We start from the raw sequence: 17,401 nt of genomic DNA on the forward strand, positions 1-17,401 counted from the left end.
CAGGTTGTGCTTTCGCGGTTTACAGGTCTTCTGGTTCATTCAACCTACATGATGTACGTTTGCAACCGACAGCATGTAGGTTGATCGAGCGTACGCGAGGTGGCAGTTGGTCGAGCCGGTGGTTACTGAGGACGTCGAGCAGCGCATCCGCGAGGCGCAGGAGAAGTTCAACGCCGGAATGGGTGCCGACGGCGACGCGACGCCCTATCCGCTGCTGCGCGAACTGCGCAGCAAGGCGCCCGTCCACCCAGGCTGGCCGGAAATGGGCGTCCCTGAGGACGGGCCCGGGGGCAAGAAGACCTTCACGGCGTACTCGTTCGACGCCGTCAAAGCCGTCTTCACCGACAATCTCACCTTCAGCACGCGAATATACGAAGACATGGTGCGCCCGCTACAGGGACCGACCATCCTGGAGATGCAGGAGCCGGAGCACGCCACTTATCGCCGGTTGCACGAGTTCGCCTTCGCCAAGTCCTCGATGAAACGTTGGGACTCCGAACTGGTGGGACCACTGGTGGATCGCACGATCGCGAAGTTCCGTGACGACAAGCGTGCCGACTTGGTCGACGCGGTGTTCATGCCGATCCCGGTGCGGGTCATCGCGGCGCTTCTCGGACTGCCGGAATCAGATATCGGAGAGTTTCACCGGCTGGCGATCGACCTGCTCGGCTTTCGTGCCGACATGGAGACCGCCATGAAAGCGTCGGCGGAGATGAAGGAGTACTTCGTCGGTGTGCTCGCCGACCGACGCAAGTCGCCGAAGGACGACATGGTGACCATCCTGTCGCAGGCCGAGATCGACGGCGTCAAAATGTCCGACGAGCAAATCTACGGATTCATGCGCAATCTTCTGCCCGCGGGAGCGGAGACCACGTCGCGATCGACAGCGAGCCTGGCGCTGGCCCTGTTGACCCACACCGACCAACTCGACGCGGTGCGCGCCGACCGCGGTCTGTTGCCGCAGGCGATCGAGGAGGGCATCCGGTGGGAGACGCCGCTGCTGAACTTCATCCGGGAGGTCAGCACCGACACCGAATTCTTCGGGCTGGACATCCCCAAAGGATCGACCATGATGGTGAACCTCGGCAGTGCCAACCATGACGAGACGCGCTGGGCGGACGCCGAGTCCTTCAATATCTTCCGGGAACGCAAGCCGCACATCGGGTTCGGTCACGGAGCGCACCTATGCCTGGGAATGCACTTGGCACGGTTGGAGAGCACCAAGTTCTTCAACGCTCTCCTCGACCAACTTCCGGGCCTGCGGCTCGATCCCGACGCCCCGCCGCCCTATGTGAGCGGCACGATGTTCCGTTCGCCGCCGCGGCTGGACGTGGTATGGGATTGAGGTTCGCCTGAACATGACTCGCGTGATCCAATGGGCGACCGGGGTGACCGGCATGATGTCGTTGCGCCACGTGTTGGGCCGTCCGGACCTGGAATTGGTCGCCGTGCGGGTGTACGACCCGGCGAAAGCCGGGCTTGACGCGGGCACCCTGTGCGGGGCTCCCGATGCCGGCGTGCTGACCTCCGCCGACCGCGACGCCGTGATCGCCGCCGACGCCGACGTCGTGCTGTACATGGGAAAGGTGGAAACCGACACGCCCGGCTGCTTTGCTGATGTCTGCGACTTGCTGGCTACGGGCAAGAACGTGGTGGCCACCGGCAGCCGGTTCATCCATCCCCGGTCGCTGCACGAATCGCTGGCCGACGGCATCGAAAAGGCTTGCCGCGCAGGCCGTTCCTCGTTCCTCGGGCTCGGCCTATACCCGGGCTTCGTCGGTGAGTCACTGGCGCCGATTCTGTCGCGGCTCACCGAGCGCACCAGCCGCATTAGTGTCCGGGAGGTGCTGAACTACTCGACCTACGCCAGCCACGACCTGATTTTCAACGCGATGGGTTTTGGTCATGCGCCGGAGGACACCACGCCCTTACTGACCAACACCGACTACGCCGCGAGCGCCTGGATCGGCAGCGCGACGGTCCTGGCGCAAGCGCTCGGGCTCGAGATTCGGTCGGTCGAGGGGTTCCGCGAGGTCGCGACGACGCCGAGGGCGCTGACGGTGGCAGCCGGGGAGATTCCCGCGGGAACCGTGGCGGCCATGCGGTTTGGTGTGGAGGTTGACTGCGGCGAGACGACACTCGCCGTCGAGCATCTCACCAGGTTGGCCGACGACCTGGCCCCCGACTGGCCGACGGACATCGGTTATGCGGTGACCTTCGAGGGCAGGCCCAACATGAGTTTCCATCTCGTGATCGGCTCCCACGACGAGGATCACGCTGAGCAGGGTTGCCTGGCAACCGCCATGCATGCCATCAACGCCATCCCGGCCGTGATTGCGGCTGAGCCAGGGCTTTACGACCTCTCGACGATCGCCCCGTTCGTCGCGCACTGGACCGAACGCGGCGCCGTGCCCACGAGGTAGCTGTCCGCATGACGAATACTGTTGATCCCGAGGCTGGTTCGGGCGCCCTCGAGCCGATCAGCGCGGGCCGTTCGCTGTCGCCGTCCAAGCTGGGTTGGGGGTTCGCCATCGTGGCCTACCTGGCCTTTGCTGTCGTGACCGTCGCGACCGTCCAATCCGGCACGCACGGGGATCCTCGTACCACCAACCCGAACCCGAGCCCGGCGCCGTATCCGCCGTTTCTCGGCTTCGATAACTGGCCGTTGGCGGTCTCCTTCAGCTCCATTCCGATGGCGATCGGCCTGACCGGAATGCTCGTGTGGCTCTCGGTGCGACAGCGCAAGGTGCACTGGGCGGTCGTGGTCGCGTTCGCGGGCTTGATCACGGGTGCACTGGATCCGCTGGCGAACTGGGCGACGTTCGCGGTCTTCGACCCGCGCATGCTGCACTTCCCGCTGTCGTGGCCCTACGTGAACATTGCGCCGAACCTGGAGCCCGCGCTGTCGTTCCTTGGCGGTTATGCGGCGTATTACTTGCTTACCGGGCTGGGGATGCTGCAACTGTACGACCGATTCTTGGATCCGGTAACTCGGCGCACCAATTGGCTTGCGCGCCATCGGCTCGCCGCCGTCTTCCTCGGAACGTTCGTCATCGCCATACCGATCAACGGTGTTGTCCAGTTCGCCTGGATGAGGTTCGGCATCTTCTATTACACGGAGGCGGTCGGGCCGACGCTGCAGATCGGACACATCCATTTCCCGCTAATCATGGCGGTGTACGACTCACTGATCTTCGGCATGGTCGCCGTCATGTGCGTGCGCGGGGAAGGCGGCGAGCTGGTGCTGATCAATCGGATCGCTCGCTGGCTTCCGGCGCGTCGGGACCGCAGCAGGGTCACGCTGACGCGACAGCTCCTCGTCTCGGTCGCAATAGGTCTCGTGTCGTTCGCGACGCCGCTGGCGGTGCTGTCCGGGCTGCGGGCCGCGGGACTGTCCGAACCCGCTTACGAGCAGAACCCGTATCCGAATATCAAGGTGTACGACCCGTACGGGCATCTTCGGGAATCGGGCAAGCCGGGCCCCTTCTACAAGTGAGCCACGAATTGCCGCTGGCCGGTCCTGGAATCGTGGCTCGACTCGCTATGCCTGGGTGACCCCGACGTCAACGGAAATAGCCGCCGCCGTAACGAATTTTGATTCATCCGAGGCCAGCCACGCGACCGCGTTCGCGATATCCTCGGGCATCGTCACCGCGTTGGGTAGGAGTTGCTTGCTGAATCCGTACTGAGGGTGAGAGTACGACTCGGCGGCGTGCTGCATTGCTTCGATCATCCGGCCGCTACCCATCGGCGTCGCGACCGATCCCGGGTGCAGGCTGTTCACCCGGATGTCGTAGCGGCCGAGTTCGACGGCGAAGGATTTGGCGAGCCCGGTGACGCCGTGTTTGCTCGCCGTATAGGCCACCATGAAGGGCTCCATCTTTATCCCCGCCACCGATCCGATGAGAATGATCGACCCGCCCCGCCCACCGGCAATGATGTGCTTGGCTCCGGCCATCACCGTGTTCCAAGTGCCGACCAGGTTGATGTTGATGGTGTCCTGAAAATCGCTGGGGGAGACCTGGTCCCAAGGAGCCGGACAGCAGATGCCGGCGTTGGCGACGATCACGTCGAGCCGGCCGAGTTCGGCTACTCCCTTGTCGACGGCGGCGCACAGTGCGTCGTAGTCGCGGGTGTCGACGATGGCGGTGACGGCGCGCCTGCCGTTCGCAGCGACGAGGTCGGCGGTTTCGGCCAACTCCTCGGGGCTGGCCGAATCGTATGGGACGCTTGGCGGCAGTGGGCCCGCGATGTCGACGAGGATGGTGTCGGCGCCGTCGGCGCTCAACCTGACGGCGTGGGCACGGCCCTGGCCGCGGGCGGCCCCCGTAATGAATACAACCTTGCCGGTCATGTCTGGCACACAGGTACGCTACATCAGTTACGCCGCTTACGAGAACTTCCTTTATCTTTGGCTGAGAATGAGTATTCTACGATCGCATGGGTGTACTTGACGGACAGACCGCGTTCATTCTGGGCGCCTCGGCCGGAATCGCTCAGGCGAGCGCCCGGCTGTTGGCCGCCGACGGTGCCACGCTATACCTGCTCGGTAGGTCGAGCACGCGCCTGGAAGCGGCCCGCGAGGGCATCCTCGCCGCAGCTCCGGAGGCCGAAATCGTGCTCCAGAAGGGCGATCCGGAGGACGAGGCGACCGTCGCGGCGGCCGCCCAGTCGGCCTTTGACGTCAACGGGCGGCTGGACATCGTCCTCGGTACGGTGGCCGTCGGGGGCACAGGTCCGTTGATCGAGCAGGACCTTGAGACCTTCACCAACTTCGTCATGGGCAATCTGCGGTCCAATTTCCTGGCGATGCGCTACTCGGCGCCGCTGATGACGAACGGCGGGTCGATCGTGTTCATCTCGTCGACGTCGTCGAAGATCCCGATGGAGGGACTGGGGCACTACTCGGCCGGCAAGGCCGCGCTCGAGATGATGATCCGGGTGGCGGCATCCGAACTCGGGCCGAAAGGAATTCGCGTCAACGCCGTCCGGCCGGGCTTGACCGAGGCGGCGACGACTCAGGGTTACATCCACCTAGAGGAGCTGACGAAAAGCTTTCTGGAGCGAGTTCCGTTGGGCCGGCTTGGGGTATCCGACGATATCGCGCCCGGCGTTCGGTATCTCGCAGGTCCCGAGTCCAGTTGGATGACGGGGCAGAGTTTCGCGATCGACGGTGGCAACGAGGTACGGGGTGCGCCGCGTGGCCCGATGTTCACCGTTTAGCTGAAATCCAATGCGTCGCGGGGCGCGGTGATCGGCAGATCCAGCGAGGTGGCGATGCCCGGGGCGGCATCGACAACGTACGGGATGGCGTTGACCACGCGCATGGCTGTCGCCTCCATGGCATCGTCGTTCGCTGACTTCGCGGTCGGTTCGGTACCAAAACGAAGATCGCAGTGGATGTGTGGCTCGCCCTCGATGATGATGCGGTAAGTGCCGTGCGGCGCCGACGCCCATTCGGGTGCGAGATCGGGGGCCATGCGGTTGATGTGTTCGATGGTGATCACCGGATGGCCGTTGACCACCCCGGTCGTCTCGGCGCGCACCGCCCCACACGTGCCGGCAGGGATCAAGCCGCACGCCACGTGGAGGTCGCCTGGCGTGATCGCCCGCTCGTAACGTTCGGTCACCTCGTCGAGCTCGACGCCAAGGGCTCGTGCCACCAGACCTATCGGTGGTCCCCAGGCGAACCGCTGTGCGCCTTCCAGCTCGAGCAGCGGCGTGAAGTCCAACGGACGACCGAAGCCCATCGCGTCGAACATCGAGTACTCATTGGGGTAGGCCGAGTAATCGATGATCTCCTGCGCGCGGACCGATCGGATGGTGTTGGACAGGGTCGACAGCATGACGGCGAACTGATCGCCGGCGAAACCCGGTTCGATACCCGAGGTGTATATCGTGACGCCGCCGGCGAGCGCCGCCGCGCGCACTTGATCTGCCAGATCGGGAATCCATCTGTCGGGAAACATCATTCCCGGTGTGTTGGTCGTGACGACGTTGATGCCGGCCTTCAGAAAACGGACATAGTCGGGGACTGCGGCCGCATCCATGTCGGCGCCCAAAGCCGCGTAGACCACGCAGTCCGGCCTGAGCTTGATGATGTCGTCGAGGTCGGATGTGGTCGTCACGCCGATGGGGCCAAGGCCGACGATCTCACCGGCATCGCGGCCCGTCTTCTCGGGACTGTGCACCCACACCCCGACCAGGTCGAGGTGTGCTCGGCGGTGAATCGCCCGCACCGCGATGCTGCCCACACCGCCTGTCGATATGACCGCTACGCGTAACACTTTGTCTGGCACGGGCCTTGCTCCTTCGCTCGGTGCTTCTTGGCTACAGATCGGGGATCGGAAGCGATGAATTCGGCCCTTAGCGGGCGGACAACAGCCCGCTGAGCTGCCGCGCCAATTCCGACTTCTTCACCTTCCCGGTCGCGGTGAGAGGGAGGTCCTGTTTTGTGGTGACCCAGATGAACTTCGGCACCTTGTACGCCGAGAGGCGCGCGCGCAGTTGCTCTCGCAGAGATTCGCCATTGAGTGTCGATTCGCCGCGGGGCACCACCGCCGCGGCGACCACGGTGCCGTTATCGCTCTCGGCGCCGACCACGTACGCCTCGAGTACGCCGTCGCACTCGGCCAGTGCCAGTTCGACTTCCCCGGGGGTGACGTTGGTGCCACCGCCCGTCTTGATCAGGTCGCCCAAGCGTCCGGTGAACCTGATCCAACCGTCGTCGTACTCGACGCCGCAGTCGCCGGTCCGGTAGTAGCCGTCCGGGGTGAACACCTCTTCCCGCTCGCGTTTGTGCAAGCGTTGCATCAACGAGTACCCGCGAACCCATATTTCGCCTTGCGCGCCAACGGGCGCCGGCTGTCCCGTGACGGGGTCGACGATCAGATGGTGCAGCCCTTCAATTGGCGGGCCGCCGATTTCGGACCGATCAGGCGACTGCGGCAGATACGGGTCGACGCCCAGGTGATTGCCGCACAGCTCGCTCATTCCCAGCCCGCTCGAGCCCTTGGGCTGACGCTGCGGTGGCACCATCGCCGGCATGCTGGTGCGGTGCACCGAACTCAGATCGCGTGCCGAGAAGTCGGGATGTTCGGCCAGCGCCTTGCCCTGCTGCGGCCAGCCCAGCGCGATGGTCGCGTGGTGGCGCTCCATGAGTTCCAACGCCTCTGCCGCGTCGAACGCGGGCTGGGTGACCAGGGTCGCGCCATGGTGGATCACCGCGTGCAATCCGGTGATCAGCCCGCCCACCCAGAAGAAGGGCATGGAGGTGAACATCACGTCGTCCTGGGTGACGGCGTACATGAACGTGAGGTTGTAGGTGTGGCGGACCAGTGTGCCCTGGCTGTGCACGGGTCCCTTGGGGTCGCCTGTGCTGCCTGAGGTGTAGATGATCATCGCGTCGTCGGCCGGTGTTACACACGATTCGACGTCAACGAGAAAGTCGGTGTCGCGAAGCGACATCGGGCGATCGGCCTCGATCGTCGTCGTCCAGGCGCGATCGGATGCTGCTCCCCACACCGCGACCGTCCGCAGGAACGGGGCTCCGCGAACCGCGATGCGGTCCGGCTCGCGCTCATCGGCCAATCCCGGCAGCGCCTCCTCAAGGAGGGCGAGGAAGTCCTGATTGCGGAATCGCGACCAGGCGAGGATCGTCTTCAGGTCGGCATGACGCGCAGTCCAGGCCAGTTCGGACGCCCTGTAGAACGTGTTGAGTGGAACGGCCACCGCCCCAATACGTGTGGTGGCAAACCAGGCCAGCGCCCAGTCGACGCTGTTGGGCATCAGGATTCCGACATGATCGCCCTTGCCGATGCCCTGCGCCAACAGGGCAGTCGCCAGTGCAGCCGAGCGCCGATCGAGATCGGCATAGGTCAATACCTGGCCGTCGGCGATAAGGAAAGCCTTGTCTCCGAAGCGTGCTGCACAAAATCTCACCAGTGCGGGAATCGTGGGTGAGATCTTCGGAAAGGGCATGAGCGCAGGATAGTAGGATTTCCGGAAAACGGTAACACCGGTTCTCAACCACCCGCCTCCGCTTACAATATCCGCCATGGCCACAGAACTGCGGAGCGCGATGGCCGGCGACAGATTGGACCGTGTCGAATCGAGCCTCGCGATCAGTCAGCTGCCCAGCAAGTATGCGATGGCCCTCGACGCCCGCGATCTCGACACATTGGTGGCGTTGTTCGTCGACGACGTGGACGCAGGCGCGGAGGGCCGTGGCAGGGATGCGTTGAAATGTTGGTATGACCGTGTGCTTCGGCGGTTCTACCGCAGCATCCACCTGATCTGCGGCCACCAGTTTGACTTCGTCGACGCCGAGCACGCGATCGGATCGGTCTACTGCCGCGCCGAACACGAAGACGGTGATGGATGGTACGTGATCACGATGCGCTATGACGACGTCTACGAGCGCCGCGATGGCCAGTGGTGTTTCGTGAAGCGGCGGGAGCATCCCTGGTACTCAGTCGATGTGACGGAGCGCCCGGGGCCGGAGTTCATGCGCTGGCCGGCTGACATTCCGTTGCGCGCCGCCATGCCCCAACGCATGCCGACTTGGCAGGCATTTTGGGCCGAAGGGGATCCGGCGCTGCCCGAACGGCTGTCGGCACGTCCGTAGCACTAGGCCCGGGTTGCCTGTGGTCGGCGCGGTTTACAAAACCGCATAGAACTGACATTCTCAAACAATGCAAACAGGCGTTATCGCCGTTGCTGACCTGGTGGTGCGCTCGCACCCATCCCACCGCGACCAATGGAGGCCGTCATTTCCGTCGACAAAGTACTCAGCGGCGTGCGTGTGCTGGAGGTCGCCGCGTGGACCTTCGTGCCGTCGGCCGGCGCCGTCCTGGCGGAGTGGGGGGCCGAGGTCATCAAGGTCGAGCCGCGTGACGGCGGTGACCCGCAGCGTGGACTGGTCACGATGGGCATCGTCGACGAGGGCGGCGGCACGGTCAACTACATGATCGAGATACCCAATCGGGGGAAGAAGTCGATCGGCGTCGATCTCCGTACTCCCGGCGGCCAAGAGGTTATCCGCAAGCTGGCCGCGACCTGCGATGTGTTCCTCACCAGCTATCTGCCCAGCCGGCGCAAGAAAATGGGCATCGACGTCGACGACATCAGAGCCGCTAACCCCAGCATCGTGTACGTCCGCGGGTCGGGCCACGGTCCGAAGGGGCCCGATGCCGACAAACCCGGCTATGACGGAGTCTCCTACTGGGCGCGCGGCGGAATCGCAACCATGCTTACCGAAGACGGTGACGAGCTGGTCCGCTCCCGGCCGGCCTTCGGAGACCTGCTCGGAGGCATGACGATCGCGGGCGGGATCGCGGCCGCGCTGTACAAGAAGGCCACCACCGGCCAGGGGTCGGTCGTTGATGTTTCCCTCCTCGGGCTGGCGGCCTGGAACCTTAGCCCCGATGTCGCCGTGAGCCAGATCCACGGCGGCACATCCATTCCGAAGTACAGCCACGCCGACGCACCCAATCCCTTGGTGGGAACCTATCGCACCAAGGATGACCGCTACGTCCAGCTGATGATGCTGCAACTCGAGAAGTTCTACCCTGAAGCCATGCGCGCGATCGGCCTGCCCCAACTGATCGATGACGAGCGATTCGCTGATGCGGCAACGCGATTCGCCCACCGAGCGGAACTCATTGCATTGATGGACAACGCGTTCGCTCAACGCACACTCGCCGAATGGCGAGAAGCGCTCGCAGATCTTTCCGGCGCCTGGGGCGTGGTGCAGACGCCGGGGGAGCTGTGTCATGACCCGGCGGTGACCGCGAATGGCTATATCGCCAGAACCGCAACGATGAATGGTGCGTCGTACTCGCTGCCCACCAATCCCGTCCAGTTCGACGAACAGGCCGTTGTCCCGCCGGGGGCGCCCGAGCACGGCCAGCACACCGAAGAACTGTTGATGGAGGCAGGCTTCGACTGGGACACGATCGAGGGTTACAAGGAGACCGGAGCGATCCTATGAGCGCGACGACGTCACACGAAGTCGCTCGTTCGCGATTGCCTGGTCACGACTGCCGGACCCGCCAAGGGATTCGCGAGCACACCAGGTGCGGCGTCGACGACCTCGGGTATGGAGTTGACCGCGGCCAGCGCTGTCACCGCGACACCCGGATTGACCCGATCCGAGGCCGATTGCTCGAAGTACAGCTCCAAACACATACTGGGCCGTCCGTCGACTCGGATGACCATGCCACCTTGGTTTTCCCTCGACGGCCTCGGCCATCGCTGCGGCCAGGGTGTGGAACTCACCGTTGCGAAATACTGCACCGCGACCACTGGCCGACCATCGATGACGCCGGCGAGCTGCCAACGGTGCGCGCAAATCGTCCCTTCCGGAATCACGCTGATTGCCGTTTCCAGATCCGTTGGTGCGAGCAACGTTTCCCAATCCAGTTCAACTCCGTCTAGCTCCAGACCGAGGATGTCGGCGATGTAGCGCACCACGGTCTCCCAATCGTGGTTAACCTTGCCCGACGCGATTCGAGCGGGCACGTGCCCGTCTGGCTTTCCAAACCCCATGGATTCGTGCAGGACATCCCAAATGGGATAGGACTTGTCGAGGTCGATCGCGTATTCGTCCATCCGATAGGACTCGATGACTCCGGCGCCGGCAAGCAGGGCGGTAGGGATGTTAAGGCTGATGAAACCCGGCTCGGCGCCGGTGGCGTAGAAAGTCGAATTGCCCTTTGCCGCTGCGGCTTCTACGGCCGCGCGCCACTCCGGCGGCGCCGCAGGCGGGTAGACCATCGGAATCGTCGAGATCGTCACAACGTTGATCCCCGCCTCGAGGTAGGTGACGATGTCGGCAATTGCATCGTTCTCGCGCCGGACGGCCGTGGCACAGTAGGTAACACAGTCCGGCGTGAGAGCCAGCACCGCGTCGAGGTCGTCGGTTGCCGATATACCGATATCCGCTCCGCCACACAGGCGACCCGCGTCGACTCCGGCCTTCTCGGCCGTGGAAACTTTGACACCGACGAGTTCCAGCGCCGGATCATTGATGATTGCCCGGAGTGCCTCCTTCCCGGTCAGTCCCGTACCTACGTGAACAACGCGATACCTTCCAGATTTCTCAGTTGCCACCGTTCAATCTCCTATGTGCGTTGTGCCAGGAGCCGACGTCGTCGTGCTCCACGGTTACGGCGGATCATTGCGCTACCGCACGCACGGGTACGCGTCCCCAACCGAAGACATTCGGCATCTTGACCCGTTGCAGGCCCGCGACGTCTACCTCGAACTCGGGGATCAAGTCCAGCAGGACATCGATGGCGATGCGGCCCTCCATGCGCGCCAGTGCCGCGCCGAGACAGCTGTGTATTCCGTAGCCGAATCCGAGGTTGTGGCCGGAGTGCCGACGATAGATGTCGAAGCGATCGGCATCGACGAACGCACGCTCGTCCCTGGTGGCCGAACCATTGATGAGCATCACCGGCCTGTGCTTGGGTATCACTGTGCCATGAAGCTCGACATCGACTTTGCTCCAACGGATGTCGTATTGCGATGGTCCCTCGTAACGCAGCAGCTCTTCGAAGGCGGCGGGGATGAGGCTTCGGTCTCGCCTTAGTGCCTGCCACTGGTCCTGGTGTCGGGCAAACACCACTGCGGCGCTGGCGACCAGCTTGGTCACCGTCTCGGCGCCCGCACCGCCGAGCATCGACGCAAAGGCCGAAATCTCCGTGTCGTCAAGGCGGGTCATGGTGCCGTCATCGCGTTCGACCTCGACCTGGGTGAGCCGCGAAATCATGTCGTCTTGCGGGTTGGCGCGTTTCTCGACGACAAGGTCGTAGTAATACCGCCACATGGTCACCGCCGACTCGCGGCCGTGCGGCGTCGTGCTGATGTTTCCCGGCTCGCGTTCCAGCAGCGCATCGAGCCAGTGCCGGATCTGCTGGCGACCGTCCGGCGGCACCCCCAGCATCGTGGTGATGATCTCGACGGGGAACAGCGCCGAGAAGTCCTCGACCATGTCGAACGACGTGACATCGATGGTCTGCGCGATTGTGTCGATCACATTCCGGATCATCGGCTCGAGCTTGGCGATTGCACGGGGGGTGAATACCTTGTTCACCAGCGACCGCATTCTGGTGTGCTGCGGAGGGTCCATCATGATGATCACCCCGTGCGGGACCATCGCGTCAGGATCGATGAAATGATCGAGGGTCACTCCCTTCGCCGAGGAATATGTTTCGTGATCACGCATCGCGGGCGCGACATCCTCATAGCGGGAAAGGGCCCAGAAGTCGTACTGCGTGCTGTGGTAGACCGGCGCCCGATCGCGTAGTTGGCGGTAAGTCTCGAACGGATCGTTGAAGAATTCATCCGAGAAGGGATCGAAGTGAACGGATCCCGGAGACGTGCGGGATTGATCGTTCATTGCCCTCCTTTACGTTTACATGTGCGCCACGTGATCTTGAGTCATGTGGCCGGTCAGTTCAGCGGTCGTAGTCTCTGTGCGCTCGTGCGCGTAAACACCTCTTCACAATATTAAGAATAGAGCTTCTCATGTAATAGCGCGGGCCGGCCTCGCCCTCGATTGACCTTGTCCTTCACATGATCTGACGAATCACGAACACTCCTGGCTGGAGCGCTAGGCCCCCACGCCGCCCTCCTTCAGGAAGTTGATGGTGTACTCCTGGCTCGTCAGCCCGTCGGGCTCGAGCCCGATCAGCGCCAGCAACGATTTCCACTCGGCCGAGTCGACAAACCAGTCCCAGCGCGAGATACGCCCCTTCTCGTCGGTCCAGATATAGTCCCATTCCCGCAGTTCCAACCGGGTCCCGTCGGGAAGTGTCCCCGCATAGGTGTCGCAGGAGGAGAAGCCCCAATCGCCAGCCACACATTCGAATGGGCTGATCAGCCGGTAGTCCGGCATGTGTTTCCACCACATGCGCCACTCCGGGGTGAGAATATCGCCGTCCGGCGCATACTTGGCGATGGCGGCCGCGACCTCGTCGGAGAGCATATCGGTGGCCGACTGCGGGACACCGTCGTTGAACAGGGGACTCATCATCACGGAATCGGGTGCCCAGATGAACTCTTCGCCGAACGAGACATGACGGCCGCGTTCAATCGGTTTTGCATAGCCCTCCCACTTCGCGAAGGCAATCCTTTCGTGTAGCGCCACGCGGTCCCGGGTCATCTCATGTCCTTTCGGCTAGTGCAGCTCGGCGAATCTCTTTAAATAGGGCCATGCGATCGCGGGCGGTATCCCGCCGCATAACGGCGAGATGTTGAACACCTCACCCGCTGCGACGCGCTTCCGCGCTTCGTCGACCGAGAGGATCACGTGTGACGAGGTGTTGCGAAGCTCGTCGATGGTCGTGGCGGTGGTGATGTTGGCAGACACGGTGTTGTCGGGGTTCCACTCCGAGTAGGCCATTGCGTCGTGCAGGAGGTACTTGCCGATCTCGTCCCACGCCGCGTCGACGTCGTCGGCGACGAAGCAGTTGGTCGCCGCGTCACGGTCGGGGATGAGGACGAAGCCGGGCTCGAACCCGTTGTCGCGGCACGCTTTTTCGTAGGCATCCCGCATTCCGGGCACTCCGCCGTTGGCAAGCAACCCCAGACCGTTGCGTCCAGCACGCCGGGCGGCCGCCAGGCTGGCACCGCCCCAGCTCATCATCGGACCTTCCGGCGTGCGCGGTCGTGGGGTGACCTTCATTCGCCTGCCGCCGTGTTGGATCTCTTCGCCGGCAAGGAGGCGGCGTAGGAGGCCGAGCTTCTCGTCCGCCAGCCTGCCGCGGTCGGACATAGAGAGTCCGAAGTGGTCGTATTCCTCAGGGCGATATCCGATTCCGAATACGTAGGTGGCTCTGCCCGCGCTGATGTGATCCAGCACGGCGATGTCCTCGGCCAGCCGTGCCGGATCGTAGAAGGGCAGCAAGATCGTCAGGTTCAGCATCAGTTGCTTCGTGCGAGCGGCAATGGCCGCGCCGAGCAGCAACGGGGACGGCAGGTAACCGTCGTCTGCGCAGTGGTGTTCGCACAGTACGACGGCGATACAGCCATGCTGCTCGGCCCAGGCCGACATCTCACTGGCCGCGGCGTACAACTCGGTGGCTGGGGCTCCGATGGAGGGCGCTCGCATGTCGAAGCGAAGGGTGAACATAGCCCTGTCTAATCCAGTTGCCGTGCGTCGGAACCCATGACTTCGGCACTGGCCTGCATGATCAGACGAACCACCTCATTGCGTGACATGGACTTGAAAAGTTCAGACGCCATCCGGACGTCATCGCCCGTGGCGATCGTCGGTCCGTTGCCAAGGTTGGCGAATGCCTCATCCACCACGCTCGCCGCGGTCACCGCACCCGGGGGAATCTCGTCGACAGATTTGAGTCGGCCGCGCTCGAACTCCAGTTGCCGCAGAGCCGGTGTGTCGGTCATGCCGAGGACCAGACCCAGGACGTCGACACCCTTGTCGTGCAACTCCGCCCACAGCCCCTCAGTGAAAACCATGTCGAAGGCCTTGGTTCCTCCGTATGCCACCATGTTTCGGCCACCGGCCAGCGCAGCACCCGAAGTAAAGTTCACGATGCCGCCTCGTCCTCGCTCAACCATGAGGCCCGCGTAGTGGTGACACAACCGCATCAGCACCAGGCAGTTGCGTTGCAGCAGGGCTTCGGCCGCCGATACCGGATTGGCAAGAAAGGGTTGGTAATTCGGATCCCCGCCAGCGCAGTAGACCAGCATGCCGACCTCGAGGTCGGCGGTGGCGTCGATGATGGACTGCGAAGCGTCGGCCTCGGTGAGGTCGATGGCGAGCGTCCGAGTTTCGGCACCGGTGCGCTCGTGGATTGCATCGGCTACCGTGTCGAGAAGGTGCTGGCGACGAGCGACGAGCGCAACGTTCACTCCTTCCTGTGCCAGCCGCTCGGCGAACAGCGCGCCGCATCCGTCGGACGCGCCGACGATCAACGCCCACGGTCCGTATCTTTGTGCGATGTCACCCATGGGCGCCCGCCACTGCAGCGAGCCGAACCGAGGTGTAGGTACGACGGTCGATCCGCCAACCGTCCGGCGTCCGTACGGCGTGGTCGTCGTAGTAACCGACGGGGTTCGCGCCCGAGCCGTCCTCCATCAGGATCAGTGCGTCGACGTAGGTGCGGATCGTCGCGGTGTCGGTGTCTATTGCTATGGCCTGGTTGGTCATTCGATGGATCGTGTGCGCCGCGCCGGCGTGGGCTGCCTCCATAAACTGTGCCACCTCTGCGCCACCGGTCCACTGGCCGACCACACCGTAGTCGACGCGCGCATCGTCGGTGAAAACCGTCGTGAGAAGCGAGTATTGCCGGCTGTCGATTGCCGTTGCGTACCGGACCGTGAGGTCGAAAACGTCGTCGCGGTCCGACATCAGAGCTCACCGTTCGGGTGGATCACGACGCGGGGTGGCCCTTCGGACCGCCGCGCCGCCTCCAGCGCCGCGGGCACCTCGTCCAGACCGATGATCTTGCCGACGCTGGGCAGTGGGTCCAGCTTCCCCTCGACCACCGCGTCCAAAACGCCGTACCAGTCCTGCGGTAGCGGCCCACCACCGAACTGCAGAGTGAGACCGTTTCGGGTGGCTGCGGTGATGTCGAGGGTGTCGCCGGTGTACCAACCACCCGCGCAGTAGATGCGCGACGAGAACTCCGCCTCCGCGACAATCGTGTCGATAAGACCCGCAGCACCAACGCATTCGAATACCACGGCGGCGCCGGCCAAGTGGCGTTCGGCGCGAACCTTGCGGAAGACCTCGAACACCGACTGCTGGGCCGGGTCGACCAGAACGTGCGCGCCGAACCCCGTGTGGGCCAGTTCGCGTCGGTCGGCGCTGAAGTCGGACACGATGATCGGATCAACCCCGCGCGCGCTCAGCGCAGCGACCGCGGACAGCCCGATGGCGCCCGCGCCCAGGACGATCGGGATCTCGCCGGGCTGCAAGTTCGAGGCGCGGACGTAGAACTCGCCGACGGCGAAGGCGTCGACGACAGCGACCGCATCGCTGGACACCGCGCCGTCTATCACCTTCGCCGTTGCCTCTGGTACGACGAGCAACTCACCGAAACTGCCCTGGGCCTCGGGGTGCTGTCCGATGATGCGTAAACCGCCGGCACCGCCGTCAACCAACCGGATAGGCATCGACGTCACCCTGGCCCCGATGGGGAAGGCATCGCTACATCCGGGGCCATGGCCGATCACCTCGCCCACAAACTCGTGCCCCATGACGATGTCGCGGTCGGGGTCGTAGAGCGAGCGGCCCGTCGGATCGTCGATCGCCAACTCGGGATGGTCCATGTAGTGCACATCGGACGCGCAGATCGCGGTGCTGAGCGTCTTGAGCAGCAGGTCACCCTGCCCGGGGATGGGATCGGCCGTCTCGCGAACCGTAAGCTCACCGCCCCGCAGCACCACGGCACGCACTGGCTCTCACATCCTCATGGGATAATCTCTACTATTAGAGAAAGTTCTATCCGATTACTGAGTCGACCGTAGAATGCGGCGCGAAGGGAGTCAAGATGCGCGGAGTCGCCTCAGCGCCGGCCGAGCGTGTCCTCGATGTCGTTGAGTTGCTCAGCCGGCCGGAAAGTGGCGGGCACCGCTTTTCCGACGTCGCTCGCGAACTCGGCCTTTCTCAGGCGACGGCGCACTCCATACTCAAGACTCTGTGCGACCGCGGTTGGGCGACCCGGGATCCCAATTCCAAAAAGTTTGTCCTTGGCCTGACTGTGGCCCTCATCGCGGAGAGGTTCGAAGCCACGCGCCCACTTCAGGCCGTCGCTCGCGAGGCCATCCGCCGTCTCGCTGAGACGACGCATATGCCGGCCTCGGTAGTCGAGCGCACCGGAGATGAACTGGTGATTACCGCGTTCGAGACTCCTGACGGGTCAACTAAACCGGTCGCTTCCCACGAGCGAATCCCGTATGCCCCGCCGTTCGGGATCGCCTGCGCCGCTTGGGATATCCCAACCGAACAAGAATCGTGGATTCAGCGCGGCGCGGCAGGGGATACGTCGCTGGCAGAGCGCCTTCGGACGGTGTTGGCTCAGACGCGAGACCGCGGTTATGACGTCGATTGGATGACCCCGGCGCTGGCGCAGGCGGCTCATGCGATCGAAACGTTGTCCAACGAGAGAGTGCCCCACAATCTGCGCTCCGTCGTCGACCAACTGCGCGTCGAATTCATTTCGGCGAACTTGCTCTCCGGCGACAGCGCACGTGATGAGCTCCCGGTTGCCACAATCTCGGCGCCCGTCTTGGACGAGAGGGGCCATGTGCGGCTCATTCTCGGGTTCCACCCGCTACGCGTTATGACGATGAGCGAAATCCGTGCTGCGGCAAAACCGCTGCTGCGCGAGATCGACCGAGTGGGAGGCCACAGAGCGCCGTGAGCTAT

General features: G+C 63.7%; 17 protein-coding genes. 7 read left to right on the forward strand and 10 right to left on the reverse strand.

The features are described 5' to 3' along the window. The first annotated feature begins 106 nt into the window (after window positions 1–106). Genes A5744_RS10010 through A5744_RS10020 form a run of 3 tightly spaced genes read left to right on the forward strand, consistent with a single transcriptional unit; the run spans window position 107 to window position 3,496 of the window. A complete protein-coding gene (locus A5744_RS10010; RefSeq protein WP_076060526.1) occupies window positions 107–1,345 on the forward strand; it encodes a cytochrome P450 in 1,239 nt (412 codons plus the stop codon). Window positions 1,346–1,358: 13 nt separating this feature from the next. Beyond that, window positions 1,359–2,423 (forward strand): dihydrodipicolinate reductase, encoded by a 1,065-nt coding sequence (locus tag A5744_RS10015; protein ID WP_076060528.1) that lies wholly within the window; start codon window positions 1,359–1,361, stop codon window positions 2,421–2,423. Between the two features lie 8 nt (window positions 2,424–2,431). Further along, window positions 2,432–3,496 carry a spirocyclase AveC family protein gene (locus A5744_RS10020; protein WP_076060529.1) on the forward strand — a complete coding sequence of 355 codons (1,065 nt, stop codon included), beginning with the start codon at window positions 2,432–2,434 and terminating at the stop codon, window positions 3,494–3,496. A gap of 45 nt (window positions 3,497–3,541) precedes the next feature. Here A5744_RS10020 and A5744_RS10025 read toward each other — a convergent pair whose 3' ends face one another. After that, the gene (locus A5744_RS10025; RefSeq protein WP_076060531.1) at window positions 3,542–4,354 is read right to left on the reverse strand and encodes a mycofactocin-coupled SDR family oxidoreductase; all 813 of its coding nucleotides are present in this window, start codon (window positions 4,352–4,354) and stop codon (window positions 3,542–3,544) included. Window positions 4,355–4,440: 86 nt separating this feature from the next. Here A5744_RS10025 and A5744_RS10030 point away from each other — a divergent pair, with 86 nt between their 5' ends. Beyond that, window positions 4,441–5,223, forward strand: a complete 783-nt coding sequence (locus A5744_RS10030) for an SDR family oxidoreductase (protein ID WP_076060533.1) — start codon at window positions 4,441–4,443, stop codon at window positions 5,221–5,223. On the opposite strand, the gene A5744_RS10035 is transcribed toward A5744_RS10030, so the two are convergent. Both A5744_RS10035 and A5744_RS10040 read right to left on the reverse strand, forming a co-directional pair. Further along, window positions 5,220–6,299: a dihydrodipicolinate reductase gene (locus tag A5744_RS10035; RefSeq protein WP_276206963.1), complete on the reverse strand. Its 1,080-nt coding sequence runs from the start codon at window positions 6,297–6,299 to the stop codon at window positions 5,220–5,222. The two genes, A5744_RS10030 and A5744_RS10035, sit on opposite strands and share 4 nt — an antisense overlap. A gap of 67 nt (window positions 6,300–6,366) precedes the next feature. Continuing rightward, window positions 6,367–7,980: a class I adenylate-forming enzyme family protein gene (locus A5744_RS10040; RefSeq protein WP_076060536.1), complete on the reverse strand. Its 1,614-nt coding sequence runs from the start codon at window positions 7,978–7,980 to the stop codon at window positions 6,367–6,369. 115 nt (window positions 7,981–8,095) lie between these two features. Here A5744_RS10040 and A5744_RS10045 point away from each other — a divergent pair, with 115 nt between their 5' ends. Further along, window positions 8,096–8,626, forward strand: coding sequence for a nuclear transport factor 2 family protein (locus A5744_RS10045; RefSeq protein ID WP_083679257.1), 531 nt, complete (start codon window positions 8,096–8,098; stop codon window positions 8,624–8,626). Between the two features lie 132 nt (window positions 8,627–8,758). Continuing rightward, the gene (locus A5744_RS10050; protein WP_076060540.1) at window positions 8,759–9,991 is read left to right on the forward strand and encodes a CoA transferase; all 1,233 of its coding nucleotides are present in this window, start codon (window positions 8,759–8,761) and stop codon (window positions 9,989–9,991) included. 11 nt (window positions 9,992–10,002) lie between these two features. Here the strand turns inward: A5744_RS10050 and A5744_RS10055 are convergent, their stop codons facing one another. The 7 genes from A5744_RS10055 to A5744_RS10085 all read right to left on the reverse strand — a co-directional run bounded on the left by A5744_RS10055 (window position 10,003) and on the right by A5744_RS10085 (window position 16,419). Then, window positions 10,003–11,112 (reverse strand): dihydrodipicolinate reductase, encoded by a 1,110-nt coding sequence (locus A5744_RS10055; RefSeq protein ID WP_240563005.1) that lies wholly within the window; start codon window positions 11,110–11,112, stop codon window positions 10,003–10,005. 64 nt (window positions 11,113–11,176) lie between these two features. Continuing rightward, on the reverse strand, window positions 11,177–12,403 hold the full coding sequence (locus tag A5744_RS10060; protein WP_076060542.1) for a cytochrome P450: 1,227 nt from the start codon (window positions 12,401–12,403) through the stop codon (window positions 11,177–11,179). A gap of 213 nt (window positions 12,404–12,616) precedes the next feature. Further along, window positions 12,617–13,168 (reverse strand): hypothetical protein, encoded by a 552-nt coding sequence (locus tag A5744_RS10065; RefSeq protein WP_076060544.1) that lies wholly within the window; start codon window positions 13,166–13,168, stop codon window positions 12,617–12,619. A gap of 15 nt (window positions 13,169–13,183) precedes the next feature. Continuing rightward, window positions 13,184–14,137 (reverse strand): LLM class flavin-dependent oxidoreductase, encoded by a 954-nt coding sequence (locus A5744_RS10070; RefSeq protein WP_076060546.1) that lies wholly within the window; start codon window positions 14,135–14,137, stop codon window positions 13,184–13,186. An 8-nt stretch (window positions 14,138–14,145) separates the two neighbouring features. Beyond that, window positions 14,146–14,979: an SDR family NAD(P)-dependent oxidoreductase gene (locus A5744_RS10075; RefSeq protein WP_076060548.1), complete on the reverse strand. Its 834-nt coding sequence runs from the start codon at window positions 14,977–14,979 to the stop codon at window positions 14,146–14,148. Then, window positions 14,972–15,379, reverse strand: coding sequence for a nuclear transport factor 2 family protein (locus A5744_RS10080; RefSeq protein ID WP_076060550.1), 408 nt, complete (start codon window positions 15,377–15,379; stop codon window positions 14,972–14,974). Before A5744_RS10080 ends, A5744_RS10075 begins: the two co-directional genes overlap by 8 nt. Further along, window positions 15,379–16,419, reverse strand: a complete 1,041-nt coding sequence (locus A5744_RS10085; protein ID WP_076060681.1) for a zinc-binding dehydrogenase — start codon at window positions 16,417–16,419, stop codon at window positions 15,379–15,381. The genes A5744_RS10080 and A5744_RS10085 overlap by 1 nt, the downstream gene beginning before the upstream one ends. A gap of 104 nt (window positions 16,420–16,523) precedes the next feature. Here A5744_RS10085 and A5744_RS10090 point away from each other — a divergent pair, with 104 nt between their 5' ends. Next, the gene (locus A5744_RS10090; RefSeq protein WP_076060551.1) at window positions 16,524–17,396 is read left to right on the forward strand and encodes a helix-turn-helix domain-containing protein; all 873 of its coding nucleotides are present in this window, start codon (window positions 16,524–16,526) and stop codon (window positions 17,394–17,396) included. Window positions 17,397–17,401: the final 5 nt, after the last annotated feature.

It is taken from the genome of Mycobacterium sp. IS-1264 (genome assembly GCF_001954195.1).
Taxonomy (GTDB): domain Bacteria; phylum Actinomycetota; class Actinomycetes; order Mycobacteriales; family Mycobacteriaceae; genus Mycobacterium.

Bases quoted from the DNA above. Each gene is read 5' to 3' on its own strand.
- A5744_RS10015 (WP_076060528.1), top strand. From the start codon at position 1,359: ATGACTCGCGTGATCCAATGGGCGACCGGGGTGACCGGCATGATGTCG.
- A5744_RS10020 (WP_076060529.1), top strand. From the start codon at position 2,432: ATGACGAATACTGTTGATCCCGAGGCTGGTTCGGGCGCCCTCGAGCCG.
- A5744_RS10025 (WP_076060531.1), bottom strand. From the start codon at position 4,354: ATGACCGGCAAGGTTGTATTCATTACGGGGGCCGCCCGCGGCCAGGGC.
- A5744_RS10030 (WP_076060533.1), top strand. From the start codon at position 4,441: ATGGGTGTACTTGACGGACAGACCGCGTTCATTCTGGGCGCCTCGGCC.
- A5744_RS10040 (WP_076060536.1), bottom strand. From the start codon at position 7,980: ATGCCCTTTCCGAAGATCTCACCCACGATTCCCGCACTGGTGAGATTT.
- A5744_RS10050 (WP_076060540.1), top strand. From the start codon at position 8,759: ATGGAGGCCGTCATTTCCGTCGACAAAGTACTCAGCGGCGTGCGTGTG.
- A5744_RS10060 (WP_076060542.1), bottom strand. From the start codon at position 12,403: ATGAACGATCAATCCCGCACGTCTCCGGGATCCGTTCACTTCGATCCC.
- A5744_RS10065 (WP_076060544.1), bottom strand. From the start codon at position 13,168: ATGACCCGGGACCGCGTGGCGCTACACGAAAGGATTGCCTTCGCGAAG.
- A5744_RS10070 (WP_076060546.1), bottom strand. From the start codon at position 14,137: ATGTTCACCCTTCGCTTCGACATGCGAGCGCCCTCCATCGGAGCCCCA.
- A5744_RS10075 (WP_076060548.1), bottom strand. From the start codon at position 14,979: ATGGGTGACATCGCACAAAGATACGGACCGTGGGCGTTGATCGTCGGC.
- A5744_RS10080 (WP_076060550.1), bottom strand. From the start codon at position 15,379: ATGTCGGACCGCGACGACGTTTTCGACCTCACGGTCCGGTACGCAACG.
- A5744_RS10090 (WP_076060551.1), top strand. From the start codon at position 16,524: ATGCGCGGAGTCGCCTCAGCGCCGGCCGAGCGTGTCCTCGATGTCGTT.